The 18,677-nt window shown below is 37.5% G+C and carries 13 protein-coding genes, 2 tRNA genes and 3 rRNA genes; 8 read left to right on the forward strand and 10 right to left on the reverse strand.

Features of this window, described 5'->3' with window-relative positions:
- Positions 1-56 precede the first annotated feature (56 nt).
- A complete protein-coding gene (locus BLT84_RS14325; protein ID WP_091267097.1) occupies positions 57-725 on the forward strand; it encodes a ZIP family metal transporter in 669 nt (222 codons plus the stop codon).
- 1 nt (position 726) lies between these two features.
- The gene (locus tag BLT84_RS14330) at positions 727-1,155 is read left to right on the forward strand and encodes a DUF4268 domain-containing protein (protein ID WP_091267100.1); all 429 of its coding nucleotides are present in this window, start codon (positions 727-729) and stop codon (positions 1,153-1,155) included.
- A gap of 386 nt (positions 1,156-1,541) precedes the next feature.
- On the opposite strand, the gene rrf is transcribed toward BLT84_RS14330, so the two are convergent.
- The 6 genes from rrf to BLT84_RS14360 form a co-directional block, all read right to left on the reverse strand.
- A 5S ribosomal RNA gene (gene rrf, locus BLT84_RS14335) occupies positions 1,542-1,651 on the reverse strand.
- A 147-nt stretch (positions 1,652-1,798) separates the two neighbouring features.
- A 23S ribosomal RNA gene (locus BLT84_RS14340) occupies positions 1,799-4,628 on the reverse strand.
- 245 nt (positions 4,629-4,873) lie between these two features.
- Positions 4,874-4,947: transfer RNA gene (locus tag BLT84_RS14345), tRNA-Ala, on the reverse strand.
- Between the two features lie 110 nt (positions 4,948-5,057).
- Positions 5,058-5,131, reverse strand: a tRNA-Ile gene (locus BLT84_RS14350).
- Positions 5,132-5,265: 134 nt separating this feature from the next.
- Positions 5,266-6,785, reverse strand: a 16S ribosomal RNA gene (locus BLT84_RS14355).
- The 16S, 23S and 5S rRNA genes sit together here with 2 tRNA genes alongside, the layout of an rRNA operon.
- 966 nt (positions 6,786-7,751) lie before the next feature.
- Positions 7,752-8,426, reverse strand: a complete 675-nt coding sequence (locus BLT84_RS14360) for a DUF4294 domain-containing protein (protein WP_034888301.1) — start codon at positions 8,424-8,426, stop codon at positions 7,752-7,754.
- Between the two features lie 114 nt (positions 8,427-8,540).
- On the opposite strand from BLT84_RS14360, the gene BLT84_RS14365 reads away from it, so the two are divergent.
- Complete coding sequence (locus BLT84_RS14365) at positions 8,541-9,629, forward strand: M42 family metallopeptidase (RefSeq protein WP_091267103.1); 1,089 nt, start codon at positions 8,541-8,543, stop codon at positions 9,627-9,629.
- Positions 9,630-9,793: 164 nt separating this feature from the next.
- The gene (locus BLT84_RS14370; protein ID WP_091267107.1) at positions 9,794-10,870 is read left to right on the forward strand and encodes a DNA topoisomerase IB; all 1,077 of its coding nucleotides are present in this window, start codon (positions 9,794-9,796) and stop codon (positions 10,868-10,870) included.
- Between the two features lie 118 nt (positions 10,871-10,988).
- On the opposite strand, the gene BLT84_RS14375 is transcribed toward BLT84_RS14370, so the two are convergent.
- Positions 10,989-11,666 carry a hypothetical protein gene (locus BLT84_RS14375; protein WP_091267110.1) on the reverse strand — a complete coding sequence of 226 codons (678 nt, stop codon included), beginning with the start codon at positions 11,664-11,666 and terminating at the stop codon, positions 10,989-10,991.
- 41 nt (positions 11,667-11,707) lie between these two features.
- Positions 11,708-13,627 (reverse strand): acetate--CoA ligase, encoded by a 1,920-nt coding sequence (gene acs, locus BLT84_RS14380; protein ID WP_091267114.1) that lies wholly within the window; start codon positions 13,625-13,627, stop codon positions 11,708-11,710.
- 185 nt (positions 13,628-13,812) lie between these two features.
- Here acs and BLT84_RS14385 point away from each other — a divergent pair, with 185 nt between their 5' ends.
- Entirely contained in the window at positions 13,813-14,526 is a 714-nt protein-coding gene (locus tag BLT84_RS14385) for a family 16 glycosylhydrolase (RefSeq protein ID WP_231929340.1), read from the forward strand.
- Between the two features lie 69 nt (positions 14,527-14,595).
- Here the strand turns inward: BLT84_RS14385 and BLT84_RS14390 are convergent, their stop codons facing one another.
- Both BLT84_RS14390 and BLT84_RS14395 read right to left on the reverse strand, forming a co-directional pair.
- The gene (locus BLT84_RS14390; RefSeq protein ID WP_091267120.1) at positions 14,596-15,552 is read right to left on the reverse strand and encodes a phosphoribosylaminoimidazolesuccinocarboxamide synthase; all 957 of its coding nucleotides are present in this window, start codon (positions 15,550-15,552) and stop codon (positions 14,596-14,598) included.
- A 76-nt stretch (positions 15,553-15,628) separates the two neighbouring features.
- Complete coding sequence (locus BLT84_RS14395; RefSeq protein WP_091267123.1) at positions 15,629-16,582, reverse strand: PhoH family protein; 954 nt, start codon at positions 16,580-16,582, stop codon at positions 15,629-15,631.
- A gap of 209 nt (positions 16,583-16,791) precedes the next feature.
- Between BLT84_RS14395 and BLT84_RS14400 the strand changes: the two genes are divergently transcribed.
- From BLT84_RS14400 to gldF, 3 genes are read left to right on the forward strand one after another with little or no spacing between them, the layout of a single operon-like run.
- Positions 16,792-17,622 carry an S-adenosyl-l-methionine hydroxide adenosyltransferase family protein gene (locus BLT84_RS14400; RefSeq protein WP_034888290.1) on the forward strand — a complete coding sequence of 277 codons (831 nt, stop codon included), beginning with the start codon at positions 16,792-16,794 and terminating at the stop codon, positions 17,620-17,622.
- A gap of 2 nt (positions 17,623-17,624) precedes the next feature.
- The gene (locus tag BLT84_RS14405; RefSeq protein WP_091267126.1) at positions 17,625-17,921 is read left to right on the forward strand and encodes a putative quinol monooxygenase; all 297 of its coding nucleotides are present in this window, start codon (positions 17,625-17,627) and stop codon (positions 17,919-17,921) included.
- Positions 17,922-17,936: 15 nt separating this feature from the next.
- Positions 17,937-18,674: a gliding motility-associated ABC transporter permease subunit GldF gene (gene gldF / locus BLT84_RS14410; protein ID WP_091267129.1), complete on the forward strand. Its 738-nt coding sequence runs from the start codon at positions 17,937-17,939 to the stop codon at positions 18,672-18,674.
- Positions 18,675-18,677 lie beyond the last annotated feature (3 nt).

Below are 18,677 nucleotides of genomic sequence, written 5' to 3' on the forward strand. Positions count from 1 at the left end.
TTAAGTAAGTATCCGACTAAGTATTTCTTTATTAAAAAATTCAATCAAAATTATTGATGATCTATATTCTTTTAATTCTTGCTGTACTCCTAGGATACATTATATCAAGATTTTTAAAACCCTCTAATTCTGTAGGTTTTAAATTACTACTTTCTTTTAGTGGAGCTTATCTACTGTCTGTCACTGTATTTGAACTCCTACCCGAAGTCTATAGCACCAACAATGCTCATATTGGAATCTTCATTATGCTAGGATTATTGCTTCAAATTTTATTAGAGTTTCTTTCCAAGGGTGCAGAGCACGGACATTTACATTTAGATGAGAATAATAGACAATTTCCCATAGTTTTGTTGGTTAGTTTGTGTATACATTCTTTATTAGAAGGTTTTCCACTTAATCATACCTCACATTTATTATATGGCGTTCTAATCCATAAAATTCCTATAGCAGCGATTTTATCTACCTTTCTTATACATTCTAAAATTGGAAAGCCAAAGGTGATCTTATTCTTGATGATTTTTGCATTAATGACGCCTTTAGGAAGTTTTATACAATCTAATTTTGAATTTTTGAATACCTACAGTACATATATAAGTGCACTAGTTATTGGTATTTTCTTACATGTTTCTACTACCATCCTTTTTGAAACATCCAAAAATCATAAATTCAATGCCTCTAAGTTAGGTGTGATTGTGATCGGAATCTTACTCGCTTATCTTTTATAATATGTTTAGCAGAGAAGAGTCAAAACGAGTTAGGGAAGCTTTCTGGATTGCTTTTGGAAAGACGTATAAAAGAAAATGGATTTTATATAATACCAAGATCAAGGATCTCCAGCTAAAGTTCACATTTAATAATAAGGTAGCACAAGTATCTTTAGACGTAACTGCAAATGAGGAACTTATAAGAGCTTATTACTTCGAGCGAATAGTTGCGTTAAAGAGTATTTTAATATCAGAACATTTACCTGATGCAATTTTTGATGATAACTATATTTTAGAGGAAGGAAAGATTGTTTCTAGGATATACGTGGAACTGCAAGGTGTGAACATACATAATCACAAAGATTGGGAAAATGTAATGCTGTTTTTTGAAGATAGAATGAATAGTTTAGAACTGTTCTTTTTAGAGTATAAAGACTATATAGATCAATAAATAATATCACACTTTACAACACTTGCAATTTATTTTTAGGTGACTTAAAATTATAAATTATTTATTGATTGATGCGTCCCGCTAAACCTGATGGTTTATCGCCGGGCTTTTCGCGATACGTGGTAGCTTGCTACAATCCCTGGCCGAGTCAGCATAAAATTCTAATATAAAAAATACACCACCCCATCCAGAGGTAATCTCCAGATGGGGTTGTGTATTTTTTATAGGAACTGAAGTGTTGCGAATTGGGTATATAAAACAACAACACCCTTTTCCGGGATATCGCTATCCGGAAGGGGTTTTATTATGTGTAACGCTGGGTTGTTCCTATTTGAGTATAGGGTATAAAAAAACCCCTTCATCTGGTGATGAAGGGGTTTTCAAAAACAAGGCGACGACATACTCTCCCACAATACAGCAGTACCATCTGCGCTAACGGGCTTAACTTCTCTGTTCGGAATGGGAAGAGGTGAGCCCCGATGCAATAGCCACCTTAAATCTTTAAGCAGTGATACACTCCAAAGTGTATAACTAACTTCTAATAACATAACATATATAGGAAATAAACAATAGAAGAAAATTAGATAAATAACAATGCAATTAGATAGGTTTTTCGCTCCCATCCTATTACTAGGATGGGAACTGCACTAAGCTTTACGGATTATTAGTACCACTCGGCTATGACATTACTGCCTTTACACCTATGGCCTATCAACGTGGTAGTCTCCCACGGTCCTTTAAAGAAATCTCATCTTGTGGTGGGTTTCGCGCTTATATGCTTTCAGCGCTTATCCCTTCCGAACGTAGCTACCCAGCAATGCCACTGGCGTGACAACTGGTGCACCAGAGGTTCGTCCAACTCGGTCCTCTCGTACTAGAGTCAGATCCACTCAAATTTCTAACGCCCACTGTAGATAGAGACCGAACTGTCTCACGACGTTCTGAACCCAGCTCGCGTGCCACTTTAATGGGCGAACAGCCCAACCCTTGGGACCTTCTCCAGCCCCAGGATGTGACGAGCCGACATCGAGGTGCCAAACCCCCCCGTCGATGTGAGCTCTTGGGGGAGATCAGCCTGTTATCCCCGGCGTACCTTTTATCCTTTGAGCGATGGCCCTTCCATGCGGAACCACCGGATCACTATGCTCTACTTTCGTACCTGATCGACCTGTATGTCTCTCAGTCAAGCTCCCTTATGCCATTGCACTCTACGCACGGTTACCAAGCGTGCTGAGGGAACCTTTAGAAGCCTCCGTTACTCTTTTGGAGGCGACCACCCCAGTCAAACTACCCACCAAGCATTGTCCTTCCATTGGAAGTTAGGCTTCAAACAAGTAAAGGGTGGTATTTCAACAATGACTCCACCACACCTAGCGATGCAGCTTCAACGTCTCCCACCTATCCTACACATCACTTGTCCAAAGTCAATACTAAGCTATAGTAAAGGTGCACGGGGTCTTTTCGTCCCACAGCGGGTAATCGGCATCTTCACCGATACTACAATTTCACCGAGCTCATGGTTGAGACAGTGTCCAGATCGTTGCACCATTCGTGCAGGTCGGAACTTACCCGACAAGGAATTTCGCTACCTTAGGACCGTTATAGTTACGGCCGCCGTTTACTGGGGCTTCAATTCAATGCGTCGCCGAAGCTAACATCTCCTCTTAACCTTCCAGCACCGGGCAGGTGTCAGGCCCTATACGTCATCTTTCGATTTAGCAGAGCCCTGTGTTTTTGATAAACAGTCGCCTGGACCTCTTCACTGCGGCCCATCCGAAGATGGGCGACCCTTCTCCCGAAGTTACGGGTCGATTTTGCCTAGTTCCTTAACCATGAATCTCTCGAGCACCTTAGAATTCTCATCCCAACTACCTGTGTCGGTTTACGGTACGGGCTGCCACCACTTGCTTTTCTTGGAAGTCGATTTGCTAGATTATCACGCCGGCCGAAGCTTTTGTGTACTATTGCCGTGTTACCACTGGCTTCAACGTACTATTCCGTCAGTACGCACTAACTTTTCGCCTCCGTCACGTTTAACGTGGGGCAGGTACAGAAATATTAATCTGTTGTCCATCCACTAACCCATTCGGGGTCGCGTTAGGTCCCGACTAACCCTCAGCTGATTAGCATAGCTGAGGAAACCTTAGTCTTTCGGTGTGCGGGTTTCTCGCCCGCATTATCGTTACTTATGCCTACATTTTCTTTTCTAATTAGTCCAGCATACCTCGCAGTACACCTTCAACCCTATTAGAATGCTCCCCTACCACTTACAGTAATCTGTAAATCCATAGCTTCGGTAGTATATTTATGCCCGATTATTATCCATGCCGAACCGCTCGACTAGTGAGCTGTTACGCACTCTTTAAATGAATGGCTGCTTCCAAGCCAACATCCTAGCTGTCTGGGCAGTTCAACCGCGTTTTTTCAACTTAATATACATTTGGGGACCTTAGCTGATGGTCTGGGTTCTTTCCCTCTCGGACATGGACCTTAGCACCCATGCCCTCACTGATAAAAATCATTTTATAGCATTCGGAGTTTGTCAGGAATTGGTAGGCGGTGAAGCCCCCGCATCCAATCAGTAGCTCTACCTCTATAAAACTAAATTATCGCTGCACCTAAATGCATTTCGGGGAGTACGAGCTATTTCCGAGTTTGATTGGCCTTTCACCCCTACCCTCAGGTCATCCCAAGACTTTTCAACGTCAACGGGTTCGGTCCTCCACTATGTGTTACCACAGCTTCAACCTGCCCAAGGGTAGATCACACGGTTTCGCGTCTACCACTACCAACTACAGCGCCCTATTAAGACTCGCTTTCGCTACGGCTCCACCTCTTAAAGGCTTAACCTTGCTGGCAACGGTAACTCGTAGGCTCATTATGCAAAAGGCACGCCGTCACCCCTAAAGGCTCCGACCGCTTGTAAGCGTATGGTTTCAGGATCTATTTCACTCCGTTATTCACGGTTCTTTTCACCTTTCCCTCACGGTACTGGTTCACTATCGGTCTCTCAGGAGTATTTAGCCTTAGCGGATGGTCCCGCCAAATTCATACAGGGTTTCTCGTGCCCCGCACTACTCAGGATACCACTATCAATAACGCTCTTTACCTATACGGGACTATCACCCTCTATGGTCACTCTTTCCAAAGTGTTCTAATTCATTACGCATCAAATATCGTGGTCCTACAACCCCAATAAGTCCGTAAACTCATTGGTTTGGGCTAATGCGCGTTCGCTCGCCGCTACTTGCGCAATCACTATTGTTTTCTTCTCCTCCGGGTACTTAGATGTTTCAGTTCCCCGGGTTCGCCTCCTTGCGGATAATACATCTTCAATGTACTGGGTTGCCCCATTCGGATATCTGCGGATCAATTTGTGTGTGCCAATCCCCGCAGCTTTTCGCAGCTTATCACGTCCTTCATCGCCTCTGAGAGCCTAGGCATTCCCCATACGCCCTTATTTAGCTTATGTGCTTTTACCTAATTTACTCTGTTATTATTAAAACGCCGTGCAGCAGTTCTAATAACAACGATTATTATTTATTCTTTTGCACTTACAATTAACTTGTAAGCACCTAATGTTTCTCGTATTCTTTATTTCCCAATATGTCAATGAACGTTTTTCCCTTAAACGACCTCTTTTCGATGATAACCAAACGAAGTATACTAGTGTATCCTGGTTGTTTGAATTACCTATACCTAAAAGATCTAGGAATAGTGGAGAATATCGGAGTCGAACCGATGACCTCCTGCGTGCAAGGCAGGCGCTCTAGCCAGCTGAGCTAATCCCCCATTTTCGAAATTCAGAACTATGAATTCAGAATTAAAATGATTAGAATTCTCAACTTCTAAAATTTCCTATAATTTTAATGAACATCTTTTATAACTCTCGCTATAAAAAGTAGTCTCAGGCAGACTCGAACTGCCGACCTCTACATTATCAGTGTAGCGCTCTAACCAGCTGAGCTATGAGACTGTCTAATTTAAGAGACATTTCTCAAGGTCTCCCTTTATTCTTTAATAATTAAATTGACAGGAATCAAGACAAAAACAAAATCTTAAGAGATCTGCTTTGTAACTGCGATTGCTCTTTAATAAGCAATACTCTAGAAAGGAGGTGTTCCAGCCGCACCTTCCGGTACGGCTACCTTGTTACGACTTAGCCCCAGTTACCAGCTTCACCCTAGGCCGCTCCTTACGGTGACGGACTTCAGGTGCTTCCAGCTTCCATGGCTTGACGGGCGGTGTGTACAAGGCCCGGGAACGTATTCACCGCATCATGGCTGATATGCGATTACTAGCGATTCCAGCTTCACGGAGTCGAGTTGCAGACTCCGATCCGAACTGAGATAGGGTTTATAGATTCGCTCCTGCTTGCGCAGTGGCTGCTCTCTGTCCCTACCATTGTAGCACGTGTGTGGCCCAGGACGTAAGGGCCGTGATGATTTGACGTCATCCCCACCTTCCTCACAGTTTGCACTGGCAGTCTTGTTAGAGTTCCCGACTTGACTCGCTGGCAACTAACAACAGGGGTTGCGCTCGTTATAGGACTTAACCTGACACCTCACGGCACGAGCTGACGACAACCATGCAGCACCTTGTAAATTGCCCGAAGGAAAAGGTGTTTCCACCCCTGTCAATCTACATTTAAGCCCTGGTAAGGTTCCTCGCGTATCATCGAATTAAACCACATGCTCCACCGCTTGTGCGGGCCCCCGTCAATTCCTTTGAGTTTCATTCTTGCGAACGTACTCCCCAGGTGGGTTACTTATCACTTTCGCTTAGCCACTCAGTCTTGCGACCGAACAGCTAGTAACCATCGTTTACGGCGTGGACTACCAGGGTATCTAATCCTGTTCGCTACCCACGCTTTCGTCCATCAGCGTCAATAAATTATTAGTGATCTGCCTTCGCAATCGGTGTTCTATGTAATATCTATGCATTTCACCGCTACACTACATATTCCAACCACTTCATAAGTATTCAAGAACAACAGTATCAATGGCAATTCTATGGTTGAGCCACAGACTTTCACCGCTGACTGATTGTCCCGCCTACGGACCCTTTAAACCCAATGATTCCGGATAACGCTTGGATCCTCCGTATTACCGCGGCTGCTGGCACGGAGTTAGCCGATCCTTATTCGTACAGTACCGTCAAGCTCCCTCGCAAGGGAGTGTTTCTTCCTGTATAAAAGCAGTTTACAACCCATAGGGCCGTCTTCCTGCACGCGGCATGGCTGGATCAGGCTCTCGCCCATTGTCCAATATTCCTCACTGCTGCCTCCCGTAGGAGTCTGGTCCGTGTCTCAGTACCAGTGTGGGGGATCTCCCTCTCAGGACCCCTATCTATCGTAGCCATGGTAAGCCGTTACCTTACCATCTAGCTAATAGAACGCATACCCATCTTATAGCCATAAATGTTTAATCATCAATTAATGCTAATCGATAATACTATGGGGCATTAATCCAAATTTCTCTGGGCTATTCCCCTCTATAAGGTAGGTTGTATACGCGTTACGCACCCGTGCGCCGGTCGTCGGCGGTGCAAGCACCCCGTTACCCCTCGACTTGCATGTGTTAAGCCTGCCGCTAGCGTTCATCCTGAGCCAGGATCAAACTCTTCATCGTTAATCTTTAAATAATATAACAATTACAAGGTCTTCTTCTATTACTATCTCCGAAAAGATAATAACAGCTCAAAATTCTATTCTAGTCTTGATTCGTATTCTTTTGGTTTCTTCTGCCGTTCTTACGAACAACATTTGAAACGCGCTGTCAATTCAATATATCAATGAACTTAGTTGATCTCCTCTTAACGAAGAGCTCATTGTGAAATTAAAGGAGTTGAACCTTCTTTTTTTTACTACCCTATCCCGGGATTTCAATTCAGTATTTTGTAGTGATCGTATCCGCTGTGTAAGCGGCTGCAAATATACAACGCTTTTTCTTTAACTTCCAAACTTTATTTTAAAGTTTTTTGAAGTTTTTTTTAACCTCTTATTAGGAAGTAAAAACCGTCGCAACCCACACTAGTAAAGAACTTTCTCACTCCTCAAACAACACCTTCATGTCATTCTCAAAGCGGATGCAAATGTACAACTCTTTTTCTCTAACCAGCAAACTTATTTTAAGTTTTTTTTAGCCTCTTTAAATCTTTAAAAATAACAAGGCTTTTTAACCGGGTACTCATCACTATACAAAGAACAAAGCTTCTTACATCACTTAACCAGTGGCGCCTAAAGCGGCTGCAAATATACACCGCTTTCTTTCTTATAACCAAGCTTTATTTTATCTTTTTTCTAATATTTCTTTAACGTAGCCTTAACGCTTTGAAACTTCGAACGTTAAACTTCTGATTATTTTATCGCAGTTTCCAGATCTAATGCCAAGAACCTATAATTCTCGTTCGAATTGGAAATTGTAGCTATCTCAACTACCCGCGTTACGGAGCGAAGCGGTAGCTTAGTAAAAGCTCTTTTCGGCTTTTAATAACTACAAGCACAGCGCCCGACCCGACCAAAGAAAGGGTAACGCACAAAAAAATAAAGATTGAAAAATGTGATATATTATATTAAGGTATATTATATAGTATAATTAATTGGAAGCAGATGTCCATTTATTACGAAGATCTAGATATTTAAACTTCAATGCACTTTGCTGTGGTTCTAAAATCTTAGCACGAAATGATCTTTGAAGAATATCTTCTATCATATAGTCTTCCTGATCACTCTCCGGATGATATTCTTCTTTTAAAGAAATCTCAAACAAACTAGCGGTGGTGTTATACCAAAATGCTCGCCACCCACTCTTTAAATGTTTTATAAGATCAAATGCAGTATGCCCCGTTTGCCTATGTATGAGTTTTACTAAAATCTGACCTTCTGTATGGGTAAGCTTTTTAAGATCTTCTGCAAATTGCTTCTCTATATAGTTTTGGACTATCTTGGTGTATTTCTTCTGATCTCTTTTGGATTTAATATCACCCAGTCTAGAGTTTAATGAAACCAATCTTTCTGAGGCTAACTTAGCATAAGGGTATACTTTTCTAGTCTTGCGTCTCAAAATAAGATACTTTCTTCTTTCCAGATCTGTTTTGAAATTGAACTTACTTAAAATTACCACCTCATCCAGATCTATTTTGTTTCGCACAATAGTATCTCCAAGAATCACGAAGAATTCTTTCTCGATAGTATCTGTATCAACTTCTGGAGTTTGCGCAGATAGATCAAGTGCAAAAAATAATAGTATGTATAGAATAAGGTATCTCAAATTTCAATAACATTTAAGTGTGAGACATATTTTAAACCAAAACCATTCCAAATTTACGAATATTGGATTTGCAATGCATTTTATTCTTAGTAAATTCGTGAAAATTAATATCCTATGAAGAAAGACGAGTTACTCGATGAGAAATCGATAGAATTTTTAGAAAAATATTTGAATAACGCATCTCCTACGGGCTATGAATGGGAAGGACAAAAGATCTGGATGGATTATTTAAAGCCTTACGTAGATGAATTTATAACTGATACTTATGGAACAGCCGTTGGTGTTATCAATCCGAAGGCTAAATTTAAAGTCGTTATTGAAGGGCATGCCGACGAAATTTCTTGGTATGTAAATTATATAACAGATGATGGATTGATCTATGTTATTAGAAACGGCGGTAGTGATCATCAAATAGCTCCTTCAAAACGTGTAAATATTCATACTAAGAATGGAATTGTAAAAGGTGTTTTTGGATGGCCTGCTATTCATACTAGAAGTAAAGAAAAAGAACAAGCACCTCAATTAGATAACATTACCATAGATGTTGGGTGTTCTTCTAAAGATGAAGTAATTGCTTTGGGAGTTCATGTTGGTTGTGTAATTACCTATCCAGATGAATTTTTCATTCTAAATGACAAGAAATTTGTTTGCCGCGGACTTGACAATCGTATGGGTGGATTTATGATCGCTCAGGTAGCAAGGTTGCTTAAAGAGAATAAGAAAAAATTACCTTTTGGACTTTACATTACAAATTCGGTTCAGGAAGAGATAGGTTTACGTGGAGCAGAAATGATTACGCAAACCATCAAACCAAATGTGGCAATTGTTACAGATGTAACTCATGATACCACTACTCCAATGATAGAGAAGAAAACTAATGGATACGCTAAAATTGGAGAAGGTCCCGTTATTACTTACGCACCTGCGGTACAAAATAAACTTAGAGAACTATTAATAGATACTGCAGAGAAAAAAGAGATCCCATTTCAGAGAAGTGCAGCTTCTAGAGCAACAGGTACAGATACTGATGCTTTTGCCTACAGCAATGGCGGCGTAGCATCTGCTCTTATCTCATTACCTCTTAGATACATGCATACCACTGTTGAGATGGTTCACAGAGATGATGTTGAAAATGTTATTAGACTCATCTATGAAAGTTTACTAAATATTAAAGACGGAGATACGTTCTCTTATTTTGAATAATCTTATCATTTTAAATTTTGTCTAGGGTCTAAGAAATTAAACAATTTTCAGAATTAGTTTTAAACGGTCTAAAAATATATGTTATATTTTTAGACCGTTTTTAATTTTCACACTTCTTTATTATACGTCTATTCATTTCTTAATTATTTTTATAGAAAAAGAAAATGACACTCGACGCTGAAGCTGTTAAAACTATAAAAGATAATCCTCAAGATGCTGCATCTTTAGCAAATCTCATATATTTATCTGAACAAGAACTTTCTATTATTAGAAAAAGACGTGGTAGAGGGTTTTCCTATTTACGAAATGGAGAGAAGATTTCAGACAATGAGCATATTGAACGTATAAAAAGCTTAGTTATACCACCTGCTTGGGAGAAAGTTAGAATTGCACATTTAGAGAATGGGCATTTGCAGGTTATTGGTAGAGACGAAAAGAACAGAAAACAATACTTATATCATCCTACCTGGTCTAATCTTAGAAATCAGACCAAATTCTATAAGATGACCGAGTTTGGAAAAGTACTACCTAAACTAAGAAAAACGGTTGAAACAGATCTTGACCTTCCCAATATGAGTCAGCGTAAAGTTTTAGCTTTAGTTATAAGACTAATGGAAGAAACTCATATTAGAATTGGAAATGCTTATTATGCTAAAAACAATAAAACCTACGGACTTTCTACTCTTAGAACCCGACATGTAAAAACAAGTAAGAATAATTTAAAATTTGAGTTTGTTGGAAAAAAGGGAAATGAACATTCTATTACTGTAAAGAATAAGAAGCTAGTTAAGCTTGTTAATCAATGTGAGGATATTCCGGGTTGGGAACTATTCAAATTTCTAGATGAAGATGGACAAAAGCAAACTATAGATAGAGGTATGATCAATGATTATATCCATGAAATTAGTGGAGATCAATTTTCAGCTAAAGATTTTAGAACTTGGGCAGCATCGAAGATCTTTTTTGAAACATTATATGAAGAAGGATATACCGAAGATGAAAAGATTAATAAAAAGAACATAATTACTGCTTTTGATGCAGCAGCAACAGGTTTAGGAAATACGAGAGCTGTTTGCAGAAGTTATTATGTACATCCAAATATTGTAGAAAACTACGAAAATGGTACAATAGCACCTTTCTTTAAAAAGGTTAAAGAAAATAGTTCTAAGAATTACGGAACCTTATCTGGAACTGAGAAGGTGATGCTAGAAATGATAGCGGGATACGAGATTGAGGTGTGAGAAATAATTTAAAAAAATATTTACTTATAATATAATCCCGTAGATCTTGAAATTGAATTTAATGAAAAAGGGAAGTAAGCTTAAGACTTACTTCCCTTTTTATATAATTACGATATTCCTAGTTTTTGGAGTCGTAGAATTTCAGCATTTTGATAACATCATCTGTAGTTTTGATCTTATTATCATCAAAATATTCTTTCATGCCTTTTTTGTCTCCCAGAATCTTTTCAAAATCTTTTTCCTTAATCCTAACTTCTTTTAATTGCTCGTTAGGTTTTCCAATATAAAAATTTGTAGCAATGTCTATAGTTGCCGGTTTAGCTTTATCATATCCCGTTTTAGCAGCTTGCCCGGGAATTACTTGTGCTAATGGCTTTCCTATAAATACTATTTTATCTGAAGCATAGTAAGTCATTACGTATCCCTTAACCAATCCAAGATCTTCAACATTATAAGCACTTAGCGTATATGAATAGTCTTTTAATTTATATGAGAACTTCTGTTGTCTTGGAAGTAGATAAATATCTTTTTGAGCAGGTGCTACTTTTAGTTCTACTTGATCATCTACTACGTTATACCTTATGTACACCGTCTGACTTTTATTTCCTTCTTCTACAATAAGACCAGGAGTAAACTGATCTTCCAGATAAGGAGAACCTTCGTAGTCTGTTACAACCATAGGTTTTGTAGTAACTTGATTTGTATTTGAATTGGAAGCATCAAAAGGATTATTTCCTTGAGAGTATCCAGTAAATGCTAATCCGGTGAATAATAATGTAAATATTATTTTTTTCATATTTAAGTTATTTTAAATCTACTTTAACAATAATTAGACCATTATACGATAGACTGTTTAATAATAGTATCGATTATTTCAGGATTTAGCAACGTAGAAGTATCTCCAAGATTTGAAGTATCGTTGGAAGCTATCTTTCTTAAAATACGTCTCATGATCTTTCCACTTCTGGTTTTTGGAAGCGCTTCTACAAATTGAATTTTATCTGGTTTGGCAATAGGTCCAATTATTTTGGAAACTTCTGCTCTTATCTCATTTTTCAATTCATCTGAGGTTTCTACACCATCATAAAGAATTACGTAAGCATAAAGCGCATTTCCTTTAATATCATGTGGGAATCCAACCACCGCACTCTCAGCAACTTTTGGATGTTCATTTATAGCATTCTCTATTGGAGCAGTACCTAGATTATGTCCGGATACAATTACCACGTCATCTACTCGTCCTGTAATCCTATAATTTCCGGTAGCATCTCTGTAAGCTCCGTCTCCAGTGAAGTATTTATCCTTGTAAGCAGAAAAATATACCTCTTTATATCTTTGATGATCTCCATAAATAGTTCTAGCAATAGAGGGCCAAGGGAATTTTATTGCTAATCTACCTTCCGCCTTCTCGTGTATATTCTCCATTTCCATTCCATTCTCATCCATTAAAGCAGGTTGAATACCTGGTAATGGCAGGGTTGCGAATGCCGGTCTTGTTGGAGTAATTCCCGCTAAAGGAGATATCATAATGCCACCTGTTTCGGTTTGCCACCATGTGTCTACTATAGGACAGTTTCCTTTTCCAATCATGTCATTATACCAGTGCCATGCCTCTTCATTTATTGGTTCTCCAACAGAACCTAAAACTTTCAATGTAGATAGATCGTGCTTTTCTACAAATTTTTGAGACTGCTTAGCTAATGCCCTAATGGCCGTTGGTGCTGTATAAAAATGTGTCACCTTTAATTTCTCAATGATCTCCCAGAATCTTCCATAATCTGGATAACTTGGAATTCCTTCGAACATAACGGTAGTTGCTCCTGCTGCCAATGGCCCGTAAATGATATAAGAATGACCTGTAATCCAGCCTATATCTGCAGTACACCAATACACATCATTAGAAGCTTTCTCAGAATCATATTGAAAAACATTACTAAATGTGTACGCGGTACCAACCATATATCCACCTGTTGTATGCACCATTCCTTTTGGTTTTCCAGTAGATCCTGAAGTATAAAGTATAAACAACATATCTTCTGCATCCATAACCTCTGCACGGCAATCTTTCTCTACCTTCTCCAACTCTTCAAACCAAAATTTGTCTCGCCCTTCCTTCATCACAACCGGCTCCACTGTTCTTCTATAAACAATTACAGTTTCTATAGATGGAGTGGTTTTTAAGGCTTCATCGCAAATACCTTTAAGATCTACAGGTTTCTTACCTCTGTAAACTTCGTTTGCAGTAATAAGCATCTTACAATTAGCATCATTAATTCTATTGGCAATGGCCGTACTAGAAAATCCAGCAAAAACAATAGAATGAACGGCTCCAATTCTAGCACACGCCAGCATAGCTATGGCTAGTTCTGGTATCATAGGCATATAGATACAAACCCTATCCCCTTTCTTAATTCCATTATTCTTAAGAACATTTGCAAAGTGAGAGACCTTTACAAATAATTGACGATATGAGATATATCTAGATTCTTCATCCGGATCATTCGGTTCCCAGATAATTGCAGTCTTATTTCCAAATTCCTTTAAATGTCTATCAAGACAATTTTCTGTTATATTAAGTTTTCCACCCTGAAACCATTTTATTTCAGGTTTAGAAAAATCCCATTCTAAGGTTTTATCCCACTTTTTCTGCCAATAGAATTTATCTGCAATATTATCCCAAAAAGCTTCGGGATTTTCTACACTTTCCTGATATGCCTTTTTATATTCGGCAAAAGATTTTATTTGGATGTCTTTCATCTTCTAAAAATATAGAAAGCTTTTTGATCCTCAAAACTTCAAATTAATAACTTTCACTATATTCCCAATTATCTGAAATTGTTGTTAAGGCATAATACCCTATTAAAATTTATTTTACTTTCATCTCGATACTAGAAATGACTTCAATGTTAAAAATTTATATTTTATTTTTTCTCACCTCAACTATGGCTTTTTCTCAAGATTATGAACTTATCTGGAGTGAAGAATTTGATGCTCCTACCCTCAACGCGGCTATTTGGAATATAGAAACCGGGTTCGGTAAAAACTATGAAGAACAACTTTACACTTCTAACCCAGAAAATATAAGGCTTGAGGATGACAAGCTTATTATCACTGCCCTAAAAGGAAATGAGAAGAACAGTTATACTTCAGCTAGAATCAATACACTTAATAAACAACATTTTAAATACGGCAGAATTGAGGTACGCGCAAAACTTCCTAACGGGAGTGGAACCTGGCCCGCCATTTGGATGTTGGGAGCTAATCATCTTTCAAAAGGCTATCCCTACTGTGGTGAAATAGATATTATGGAACATGTTGGAAAATCTCCAAATGAAATACATGGAGCGGTACATTTTCCATTAGAAAGTGAAAAGCTAATATCTAGTTCTGATGTGCTTTTAGTTGAAGATATTAAAGACACCTTTCACGTTTATGCTATTGAATGGGATAGAAAAGAGATTACCTACTATATAGATGAAACAGAATATTTTCGATTTGATATTTCCCAAGCCAATCAAACATTTAAAAAGAATGTATTTAGAAAACCTTTCTATCTGATCATTAACCTAGCACTAGGAGGAAATTGGGCCGGAGAAATAGATGATTCTATCTTTCCAGCCCAATTGTATATAGATTATATTAAGTATTATAAATAAAACTAAAATTTTGTTTTGAAGACAAATGGTTCCTGACTTCCCTCGAAGTTATATTTACCAACTATTTTTTTAAGATCGTGACTCTAAGAATGCAAGTACATTCTTTTCTATACGCTCTTCAATATTAGAAACATCTGCTTTCTTAAAATTAGTCCCGGTAATTTTTTCGTACAGCTCTATATATCTTTCAGAAACGGAAGTAACATATTCATCTGTCATTACCGGCGCTTTTTGACCTTCCAAACCTTGAAAATCGTGACTTATTAACCACTGGCGAACAAATTCTTTAGATAATTGCTTTTGATCTTCATCCTTGTCCTGTCTTTCCTGATAGCCTTCCGCATAAAAATAACGAGAAGAATCTGGGGTATGAATTTCGTCTATTAGCACGATCTGCCCGTCTTTGGTTTTACCAAATTCATATTTTGTATCTACCAATATAAGGTCTCGAGATGCTGCTATTTCTGAACCTCTTTGAAAAAGTTTACGGGTGTACTCTTCTAAAATTTCATAATCTTCTTTTGAAACAATTTCTCTAGCAAGAATATCTTCTCTAGAAATATCCTCATCATGATCTCCCATTTCTGCCTTGGTAGCCGGAGTGATGATTGGCGAAGGAAATTTATCATTTTCTTTCAATCCTTCAGGCATTGTAACTCCACAGAGTACTCTTTTTCCTGCTTTATATTCTCTCGCGGCATGGCCGGAAAGATATCCTCTAATAACCATTTCAACTTTAAATGGCTCGCAACGTTTACCAACAGCAACATTAGGATCTGGAGTTGCCTCCAACCAGTTAGGAACTATATCTTTAGTATCTTCCATCATTCTGGTAGCGATCTGATTTAGTATCTGACCTTTATATGGAATCCCTTTGGGCATAACAACATCAAAAGCAGAAAGCCTATCTGTAGCCACCATTACTAACAGATCGTTTTCTAGCCCATAAACCTCACGAACCTTTCCTTTATATACAGATCTTTGTCCGGGAAAATTGAAATTTGTATCTATAATGGTATTCTTCATAACTTCTTTATACTTAACTCTAGCTTTGAAAGCCTAAGATCAAATGTTTTTGTTTATACAAATTAGAAAAACTTAATTACTCGGCGTGTTCAATTTCTTTATACGCAGAAATGATACTCTTCACTAATTTATGACGAATAACATCTTTATCATCTAAATAAACCATTCCTATTCCTTTTACATCCTTTAGAACTAATAATGCTTCTTTTAATCCCGATACCGTTCTTCTTGGAAGATCTATTTGCCCGGGATCACCAGTAATCATAAATTTAGCACTTTTACCCATTCTGGTTAAGAACATCTTCATTTGAGCATGCGTGGTATTTTGAGCTTCATCTAAAATAACAAATGCATTATCTAAAGTTCTCCCTCTCATAAATGCTAAAGGCGCAATTTGTATTACTCCTTTTTCAATGAACATTTCTAATTTCTCATGAGTAATCATATCTCTAAGAGCATCATATAGAGGCTGCATATAAGGATCTAATTTCTCTTTAAGATCTCCAGGAAGAAAACCAAGATTCTCACCTGCTTCTACAGCCGGTCTGGTTAGAATTATTCTCTTAACCTGCTTTTCTTTAAGTGCTTTTACAGCAAGTGCTACCCCAGTGTAGGTTTTCCCTGTTCCTGCAGGCCCAATAGCAAAAACCATATCATTCTTACCCATAAGGTCTACCAACTTACGTTGATTGGCAGTCTGAGCTTTTATAAGTTTACCTCCAACCCCATGCACTAGGACTTCGGCACTATTATTAGAAGAAGGATATTCTTCTTTACCTGTACTTGTTAATACACGTTCTATCACATTTTCATCTAGCTTATTGAACTTTATAAAATGGTCCATTAGCATGTTGAAACGTTTATCAAATTCTTCCAATAATTCTTCATCACCATACACCATGATCTTATTACCTCTTGCAACGATCTTGAGTTTGGGAAAATATTTCTTTAGAAGTTCTATGTGTTCATTTTGTTGTCCAAAAAATTCTCTTGGACTAATTTCGGAAAGTTCTATAATGAGTTCGTTCAAAAGCTCGTAGATTATCGGTTAATTTTTAGCTCTAATTTAGAATTTTAAATTTGCTTTACCCCTATTAAACTCTAATTTTGCAATAAACAAAATATAGATTTTTGTTTAAAAATTATCAGGTTCTAGTTATATAAAATTTATCTTAGCCTGCTATACAAACTTACACAAAATAACCTTTTAAGCCTCTTAAAAAATATTAACAATTGCCTATGGCTATCATTACTTTAACGACTGATTTTGGAGAGAAAGATCACTTTGCCGGAGCCGTTAAAGGCACTATATATTCTGAGATGAGCGATGTTAGAATTGTTGACATTTCACATTCTATTTCTCCATTTCATATTACTGAAGCTTCATACATTATAAAGAATGCCTATAAATGTTTTCCAAAAGGAAGCATTCATATTATTGGTATAGATTCAGAACTAACTCCAGAGAATAAGCATTTAGCAGTTCTTCTAGATGACCATTACTTCATTTGTGCTAATAATGGTATTTTATCATTAATAGCTTCAGAAATAAAACCACAAAAGATCGTAGAGATCAATATTCATAATACGGTAGAATCTAATTTTCCGGTGCTTGATGTTTTTGTAAGGGTTGCGTGCCATATTGCTCGTGGTGGAACCCTAGAAGTAATTGGGAAGACTATTGAAAATTTAAAGTATCTAAAAGAAGTAGAACCCTACTTAAATTCAGATAAAAATCAGATCATTGGGCATGTATTATATATAGATAATTATGGAAATGTAGTAACTAATATCTCTCGAAAATTATTTGAGAATACAGGTAAAGGCAGAAGTTTTGGGATTACTGCCAGAACAGCAAAATTTCAAGAGATCCATGAAACATACAGCGATGCCATTAATTTTAAATTAGACAAAGAAAAACGAGAAGAAGACGGTAAGAAGTTGGCTATTTTTAACTCTGCAGGTTATATAGAACTTGCTATTTACAAAAGCAATCCAAGTACTATAGGAAGTGCCTCTACCCTATTTGGATTGGAATTGCGCGATACCATTACCATAAAATTTGATTAAAAATGTTTGTAAGAATTGTAAAACTAGGATTTGATCCTGCTAAAATTGAAACGTTCTTAGCAGATTTTGAAATTCAGAAAGCTAAGATCAGAGCTTTTGAGGGATGCTTGTTCCTAGAACTTTATCGGGATAAAAACAATACCAATCAGTTTTTTACGTATAGTTATTGGAGCGATGAAGATGCTCTAGAAAATTACAGAAATTCTGAGCTCTTCAAAGATATTTGGGCAAATACCAAAATTCACTTTAATCAGAAACCTGAAGCCTGGAGTGTAGATAAATTGGTGAGTTTAGAATAATTTAAAGCATAGAAATTGACAGCAATCTTTAAAAAAGAGATACAATCCTTCTTTTCCTCGTCTACGGGATACCTTGTTATTGGTATATTTCTAGTAATTAATGGTTTATTCTTATTTGTTTTTGGTGGTAATTATAACATACTGGATTATGGATTTGCAGATCTAAGTCCATTCTTTGACCTGGCACCTTGGATATTTATTTTTCTGATACCGGCAATAACTATGAAAAGCTTTGCTGAAGAAAGGAAAATGGGAACTATGGAACTTCTACTTACAAGGCCTATAGGAAAATGGGATCTTGTTCTGGGTAAATTTTTAGGAACTTTTACACTCACCCTTCTAGCCTTAATTCCAACCTTTATTTATGTTTTTACAATCTATAAATTAGGAGATCCAATTGGTAATTTGGATGTTGGTGCTACCATTGGGTCTTACATAGGTCTATTATTATTGGCTGCCAGTTATATAACTATAGGGTTGTTTTCTTCTGCATTAACCAATAATCAGATCACCGCTTTTATTATTGCAGTGTTCTTATGCTTTTTTACTTTCTTCTTTTTTGAAGGGTTGGCTAATTATCAAATATTTAAGGATAGTACCTATGGATTGGAATATCTAGGTATTAATTATCACTATAAAAGTATGAGTCGCGGAGTAATTGATACTAGAGATCTAATTTACTTTTTCAGTTTAATTACCTTCTTTATTTCTCTTACCTATATTAAGATCTCTGCTAAACTTAAGAACCACTAAGTT

Source organism: Gillisia sp. Hel1_33_143 (genome assembly GCF_900104765.1).
In the GTDB taxonomy this organism is placed as follows: Bacteria; Bacteroidota; Bacteroidia; order Flavobacteriales; family Flavobacteriaceae; genus Gillisia.